Origin of the sequence: Streptomyces sp. NPDC006655 (assembly GCF_040703965.1) — a bacterium.
In the GTDB taxonomy this organism is placed as follows: domain Bacteria; phylum Actinomycetota; class Actinomycetes; order Streptomycetales; family Streptomycetaceae; genus Streptomyces.
Genome location: NZ_JBEYJU010000195.1, coordinates 1 through 6,737, shown reverse-complemented (window position 1 = coordinate 6,737; position 6,737 = coordinate 1). Strand labels below are relative to the sequence as shown.

The window sequence follows — 6,737 nt, the reverse complement described above, 5'->3', positions numbered from 1 at the left end:
GTCATGTGGCGGAGCCACCTGGCCCGCCACCCCGTGCGTCGAGCGTGCGTGCCGGGCGTCGCGACGCCGCGGAGATCCATCAGAAGGGCCCTAGCTAGGGGCTGTCGGCCCAGGGCCCTGCGACGTCGATCGGCCGCGTCACCGTCGTGGCCGGTCGCGCGTGGTGGGGCGGTCAGCTGTCCCGCACCGGGGCGTCCGCCGGCAGGCCGAAGTGGGTGCGGGCCGCGGCCTCCAGCCCGGCGGACGCCATCTTCTTGTGGATGCGGGACTCGGCGTAGGGGCTGAAGTGCTTCTCGTACCACGCGGTGTCCGCGTCGTCCGGGGCCTCCTCGGTGGAGACGACCCGGTAGCCGCCGTGCGCCGTGTCCCGCTCCAGCCGCACCACCTGCGGTGTCTCGGCGCCACCGAACAGCACCAGGGCGCCCTCGTGCACGCCGAACTCCTCGCACAGGCTGTCGATGCCGGCCCGCACCCGGTCCCCGCTCGCCTCCAGGTCCAGGGCCTCCGCCCGGCAGAACCAGCGCGCCCCCGCGGCGGGCTCGCTCTCCCCGGTGCCGGTCCCGGCGGACCGCGCCACCAGCCGGGCCTCGATCACGGGACGTACCTCGGCCCACAGGGCGGCGTCCACGGCACTCGACCCGCGCGCCCACACGCCGGCGGCGAACAGCACCGCCAGGGCCCCGGCGCCGGTCCCCCAGATGCGTACGGACATCACCCCGCCCCTCCTCCCCGAGCCGCACGCGCCGCGCGGCTCCCCTCGGACATGACATCCGAAACGGGCTCAAGGTTGCACAGGACGATCGGACAGCCGCCGCCACCGGGCACAGGTGAAGCACATCGCGTACGACGGCGAAGGTGATCGCTCGCGCTTCAGGCACACTGGAACTTTGGTCCATGACGATGGCCGCCATGGCGATGGCCGCATGGACCGAAGGGAAAGGGTGCCGCGCGTGAATGGTCCGTTGATCGTCCAGTCCGACAAGACCCTGCTCCTCGAAGTGGACCACGAGCGGGCGGACGACTGCCGTCGGGCCATCGCGCCCTTCGCCGAGCTGGAGCGGGCACCGGAGCACATCCACACCTACCGCGTGACCCCGCTGGGCCTGTGGAACGCGCGGGCGGCCGGCCACGACGCCGAGCAGGTGGTGGACGCGCTGGTGGAGTTCAGCCGCTACCCGGTGCCGCACGCGCTGCTGGTCGACATCGCCGAGACCATGGACCGCTACGGCCGGCTGACGCTCAGCAAGCACCCGGCGCACGGGCTGGTGCTGACCACCACCGACCGCCCGGTGCTCGAGGAGATCCTGCGCTCCAAGCGGATCATCCCGCTGGTCGGGGCCCGCATCGACCCCGACACCGTCGCCGTGCACCCCTCCGAGCGCGGGCAGATCAAGCAGACCCTGCTCAAGCTGGGCTGGCCCGCCGAGGACCTCGCCGGGTACGTGGACGGCGAGGCGCACCCGATCGAGCTCGCCGAGGACGGCTGGGCGCTGCGGCCGTACCAGAAGCAGGCCGTGGAGAACTTCTGGCACGGCGGGTCCGGTGTCGTCGTACTGCCGTGTGGCGCGGGGAAGACGCTGGTCGGCGCCGGGTCCATGGCGCAGGCCAAGTCGACGACCCTGATCCTCGTCACCAACACCGTCTCCGCGCGCCAGTGGAAGCACGAGCTGGTGAAGCGCACCAGCCTCACCGAGGACGAGATCGGCGAGTACAGCGGGACGCGCAAGGAGATCCGGCCCGTCACCATCGCCACGTACCAGGTGCTCACGACGAAGCGGAAGGGTGTCTACCCGCACCTCGAACTCTTCGACTCCCGCGACTGGGGTCTGATCGTCTACGACGAGGTCCATCTGCTGCCGGCTCCTGTCTTCAAGTTCACCGCCGACCTTCAGGCGCGTCGGCGGCTGGGTCTCACGGCCACCCTCGTGCGCGAGGACGGCCGGGAGTCGGACGTGTTCTCCCTCATCGGGCCCAAGCGCTTCGACGCCCCCTGGAAGGAGATCGAGGCGCAGGGCTACATCGCACCGGCCGACTGTGTCGAGGTGCGGGTCAACCTCACCGACTCGGAGCGGCTCGCCTACGCCACCGCCGAGACCGAGGAGAAGTACCGCTTCTGTGCGACCACCGCGACCAAGCGCAAGGTCACGGAGGCGATCGTGAAGCGTTTCGCGGGCCAGCAGATCCTCGTCATCGGCCAGTACATCGACCAGCTCGACGAACTGGGCGAGCATCTGAACGCCCCCGTCATCAAGGGTGAGACCTCCAACGCCCAGCGCGAGAAGCTCTTCGACGCCTTCCGCGAGGGCGAGATCAGCGTGCTGGTGGTCTCCAAGGTCGCCAACTTCTCCATCGACCTCCCGGAGGCGACGGTCGCCATCCAGGTCTCGGGCACCTTCGGCTCCCGCCAGGAGGAGGCCCAGCGGCTGGGCCGGGTGCTCCGCCCCAAGGCCGACGGCCACCAGGCGCACTTCTACTCCGTCGTCGCCCGGGACACGATCGACCAGGACTTCGCCGCCCACCGCCAGCGGTTCCTGGCGGAGCAGGGCTACGCCTACCGGATCGTGGACGCGGACGAGCTGCTGACGGAGGGCTGAGCACGGCCCGGCGGGTCCCCCGGCAGGTCCGGCAGGTCCTGACCTGACCGCCGGGGGGCGCGCCGCAGGGTGTGGGCCGCGCCCGCCAGCAGCGCCAGCCCCAGGAGCGGGTACGGCGCCGCCAGAGGCTGTTGCCACCACGGGAGACGCAGGTCGAGGTCGCCCTCGTGGGGCAGCAGCCACATCGTGCGGGCGGTGAACACGGCCCCGGTGGCCAGGGCCAGGCGCGGGCGGCCCGCGGCGAGCAGCACGGCCAGGAGCGGGACGCACCACACCCAGTGGTGGGACCAGCTGATCGGGCTGACCAGCAGTGCCGTGAACGCGGTGAGGAGGATTCCCCAGCGGTCCCCCGCCTCGCGGTCGACCACGTCACGGTGGCCGCGGGGGACGCGGTCGCCGCGGGGGACGCGGTCGCCGCGGGGGACGCGGTGGACGCGGTGGACGCGGTGGGCGCGGGATGCCAGCCACAGGCCCGCCACCGCCACCGCGGCCGTCGGGATCACCCAGGTCAGGCCCGGTGCCTCGGTGTGCAGCGAGCGGGCGATCAGGCCCTGGAGCGACTGGTTGTCGACGATCCAGGACCTGCCGACCCGGCCGGTCTCGAACAGGCGCCGGGTCCAGAAGTCCGCGGTGGCCGAGGGGAGGGGCAGGGCACCGAGCAGTGCCGTGCCCGCGAAGGACGCCGTCGCAACGCCCGCCTCCTTTCTGCGTGCGGTCAGGAACAGGTAGGCGATGAAGACCGCCGGGGTGAGTTTGATGCCGGTCGCGATGCCCAGGGCCAGTCCCTTGGCGCGGGCGCCGGACGGGCGGGTGAGGTCCCACAGGACCAGGCAGGTGATCGCCAGGTTGATCTGGCCGAAGAGGAGGGTCTGGAAGACCGGCTCCAGCCAGAGGGCGCCCGCGGTCGCCGCGCAGAGCAGGGGCAGGGGTGCGGTGCGGCCGGCCAGCCGGGCGGAGAGGGCGACGAGGAAGGCGAGCAGGAGCGCGTTGCCCGCGAGGAACGCCACCTTCAGGGCCGGGACGGGGATCCAGGTCGTCGGGACGAAGAGGACCGCCGCGAAGGGCGGGTACGTCGCCGGCAGCCGCCACTCGGTGACCGTGAAGCCGTACAGATCACCGCCGTGCACCACGGCCTCGCCCTCCGCCCGGTAGACCAGCAGATCGGCCATCGGGGCGTGGAGGAGAAGACAGAGGGCGGCGAAGGAGGTGAGGGAGGCCGTCAGGAGGGAGACGGACGGGAGGAGACGCGACGGGAGGAAGCTGGACAAGGGGGGCCGGGGCGGGGGAGGACAGGGCGACGGCACCGTGCGGTTCGGCACGGTGGAGACCCTATGCCGTCACTTGCGGTGTATGCCCGCTTCCTCGCCGTACTCGCCGAGTATGGCGACGCTGAACGCCGCGGTGACGAAGACCTTGACGGCTCGCAGCGCGTCGCCCAGGCGGTGGTGGGGTGCGCCGTCCACAGCTGTGGCGCCCGGCGGACGGCTGGGGGCTGGTGTGATGGCTGCTGCGCTCATGTCTCAATGGTCGTACTTCGGGCATCAGCGCGGCATCGGTCCACGGGTCCAATTTCCGGCATCCTCCCGTCCACCCCGGGACGGACCCCGACCCCTACCTCCGACCGGCCTTCAGAGTGATGTCTCCCCTAGGGGGAGGGGCACCGAGGAAATCCGTTGGCCTCTCCCGCCCTCACCTCACTAGAATCCCCGCTCTTGCCCGCCTCCCTCCCCGGAGTGCCGTCGGCCGGACGGAAACCGGTCGGCACACCGCCACCTGTGCGCCCCGCACACCTGAGCGCCATCGACCCGCAGGCCCTTCGGAGGCACCTCCTTGTCCACGCCCGCCCACGACCAGCCGCTGGACTCCCCCGCCGGTCCCGGAGCCGACCCCCTCTCCCGTGAGCGCGCGCACCTCGCCGCGTCCCGGTCCGCCCTGCGCGCCATGCGTGAGGACGTGGAGTCGCTGGACATCCGCGACGTCACCGCGAACTGGGTCAACGCCGAGGTGCTGGCCCGCCAGATCGACGAGCGCATCAAGGCGCTGGCCGACCTCAGCGACACCCCGCTCTTCTTCGGCCGCCTCGACTACCTGCACGCCCCCGGCGCCGACCAGGCCGAGGGCGCGGACGGGGAGCGCTTCTACATCGGGCGCCGGCACGTGCACGACCACGACGGCGACCCGATGGTCATCGACTGGCGGGCGCCGGTCTCGCAGCCGTTCTACCGGGCGTCGAAGAAGGACCCGTTGGACATCGCGCTGCGCCGCCGGTTCGGGTACACCCGCGGCGAGATCACCGCGTACGAGGACGAGCACCTCTCCGACCCCGCCGAGGCGGCCCGTACCAGCAAGCTGCTCCAGCAGGAGATCGAGCGGCCGCGCGTCGGCCCGATGCGCGACATCGTCGCGACCATCCAGCCGGAGCAGGACGAGATCGTGCGCAGCGGGCTCGGCGGCACGGTGTGCGTGCAGGGCGGGCCCGGCACCGGGAAGACGGCCGTCGGCCTGCACCGGGTGGCCTACCTCCTGTACGCGCACCGGGATCGGCTCGCCCGCACCGGCACCCTCGTCATCGGCCCGAACCGGTCCTTCCTGCACTACATCGAGCAGGTGCTGCCCGCGCTGGGCGAGCTGACGGTCCAGCAGGCGACCGTGGACGACCTGGTGGGCCGGCACGTCGAGCTCCGGGGCGGCGACGACGCGGCCGCCGCGGTCGTCAAGGGCGACGCCCGGATGGCGGAGGTCCTGCGCCGGGCCGTCTACGCGCACGTCACGATGCCCACCGAACCGGTCGTGGTGGTCCGCGGCTCCCGGCGCTGGCGCGTTCCGGCGTACGAACTGGAGGACATCGTCCGTGAGTTGCTGGACCGGGGCATCCGGTACGGCGCCGCGCGCGCGGCTCTGCCGCAGCGGATCGCGCACGCCGTGCTGGTCCAGATGGAGCGGTCGGGGGAGGCGCCCGACGACCGCGTGCAGGACTCGGTGGCGCGCAACGCGGCGGTGAAGGCGGCCGTGAAGCGGGTGTGGCCGCCGGTCGACCCCGCGAAACTGGTCCTGCGCCTGCTCACCGACGCGGACTTCCTGGCCGAGCACGCCGACGGGATCCTCACCGAGGACGAGCAGAAGACGATCGTGTGGGCCAAGCCGGTACGGTCGGTGAAGTCGGCCAGGTGGTCGCCGGCGGACGCCGTGCTGATCGACGAGGCGACGGATCTGGTGGAGCGCACGCACTCCCTCGGCCACGTCGTCCTGGACGAGGCGCAGGACCTCTCCCCCATGCAGTACCGCGCGGTGGGCCGCCGTTGCACCACCGGCTCGGCGACCGTCCTCGGCGACCTGGCGCAGGGCACCACGCCCTGGGCCACCCGGAGCTGGGACGAGGCGCTGGCCCACCTCGGCAAGGCGGACGGCGTGATCGAGGAGCTGACGGCGGGTTTCCGCGTCCCGACCGACGTGATCACCTACGCCTCCCGGCTCCTCCCGCACATCGCGCCCGGTCTCACCCCGGTCGCCTCGGTCCGCGAGAACCCGGGTTTCTTCGCCGTCCGTGCCGTCGCCGAGGCCGCCGACGTGGTCTCGGCCTGCGCGGAGCTGCTGCGCAACGAGGGTTCGACGGGCCTGATCGCGGCGGACGCGCGTGTGCCCGCGCTCGCCCAGGCGCTGACGGCGGCCGGCATCGGCCACCTGGCCCCCGGTGAGGAGACCACGGCCGAGACCCGCCTCACCCTGGTCCCCGCCTCGCTCGCCAAGGGCCTGGAGTACGACTACGTGGTCCTCGACGAGCCGCAGGCGGTGGTGGACGGCGAACCGGACGAGCGGACGGGCCTGCGGCGGCTGTACGTGGCACTGACCCGAGCGGTGTCCGGACTGATCGTGACCCACACGGCCCCACTGCCCCCGCAGTTGACCTGACCGGTGCGGGTGCCCAGGGGGCGCCGGGCCACCGGGCCGGGAAGGCCCCACCGGCTCCTGCCCCGCGGGCCACGGCTCCTGCCCCGCGGGCCACGGCTCCTGCCCCGCGGGCCACGGCCCCTCCCGACTGGCCGAGGGGTGCCCCGTTATGTTTTCCGCGGTCCTGCAAGAGGGCCGCTGGCTTCCGGGCCCGGCATGACTTTTGCCCCCTGTCGAACGGATGACCTGGGGGGT

The 6,737-nt window shown here is 72.5% G+C and carries 5 protein-coding genes; 2 read left to right on the top strand and 3 right to left on the bottom strand.

The window, feature by feature from the left end; all coding sequences use genetic code 11:
- Positions 1 to 172: 172 nt before the first annotated feature.
- On the bottom strand, positions 173 to 712 hold the full coding sequence (locus AB0958_RS44075) for a hypothetical protein (protein WP_366896110.1): 540 nt from the start codon (positions 710 to 712) through the stop codon (positions 173 to 175).
- Between the two features lie 238 nt (positions 713 to 950).
- Between AB0958_RS44075 and AB0958_RS44070 the strand changes: the two genes are divergently transcribed.
- Positions 951 to 2,594 carry a DNA repair helicase XPB gene (locus AB0958_RS44070; protein WP_358974283.1) on the top strand — a complete coding sequence of 548 codons (1,644 nt, stop codon included), beginning with the start codon at positions 951 to 953 and terminating at the stop codon, positions 2,592 to 2,594.
- On the opposite strand, the gene AB0958_RS44065 is transcribed toward AB0958_RS44070, so the two are convergent.
- Both AB0958_RS44065 and AB0958_RS44060 read right to left on the bottom strand, forming a co-directional pair.
- A complete protein-coding gene (locus tag AB0958_RS44065; RefSeq protein WP_366896112.1) occupies positions 2,552 to 3,763 on the bottom strand; it encodes a glycosyltransferase 87 family protein in 1,212 nt (403 codons plus the stop codon). The genes AB0958_RS44070 and AB0958_RS44065 overlap by 43 nt on opposite strands.
- 168 nt (positions 3,764 to 3,931) lie before the next feature.
- Positions 3,932 to 4,111 (bottom strand): hypothetical protein, encoded by a 180-nt coding sequence (locus tag AB0958_RS44060; protein ID WP_132891986.1) that lies wholly within the window; start codon positions 4,109 to 4,111, stop codon positions 3,932 to 3,934.
- Positions 4,112 to 4,535: 424 nt separating this feature from the next.
- On the opposite strand from AB0958_RS44060, the gene AB0958_RS44055 reads away from it, so the two are divergent.
- Positions 4,536 to 6,503, top strand: a complete 1,968-nt coding sequence (locus AB0958_RS44055) for a UvrD-helicase domain-containing protein (RefSeq protein WP_366896111.1) — start codon at positions 4,536 to 4,538, stop codon at positions 6,501 to 6,503.
- The last annotated feature ends 234 nt before the right edge of the window (positions 6,504 to 6,737 follow it).

Bases quoted from the DNA above. Each gene is read 5' to 3' on its own strand.
- AB0958_RS44075 (WP_366896110.1), bottom strand. From the start codon at position 712: ATGTCCGTACGCATCTGGGGGACCGGCGCCGGGGCCCTGGCGGTGCTG.
- AB0958_RS44065 (WP_366896112.1), bottom strand. From the start codon at position 3,763: ATGGCCGATCTGCTGGTCTACCGGGCGGAGGGCGAGGCCGTGGTGCAC.
- AB0958_RS44055 (WP_366896111.1), top strand. From the start codon at position 4,536: ATGCGTGAGGACGTGGAGTCGCTGGACATCCGCGACGTCACCGCGAAC.
- AB0958_RS44060 (WP_132891986.1), bottom strand. From the start codon at position 4,111: ATGAGCGCAGCAGCCATCACACCAGCCCCCAGCCGTCCGCCGGGCGCC.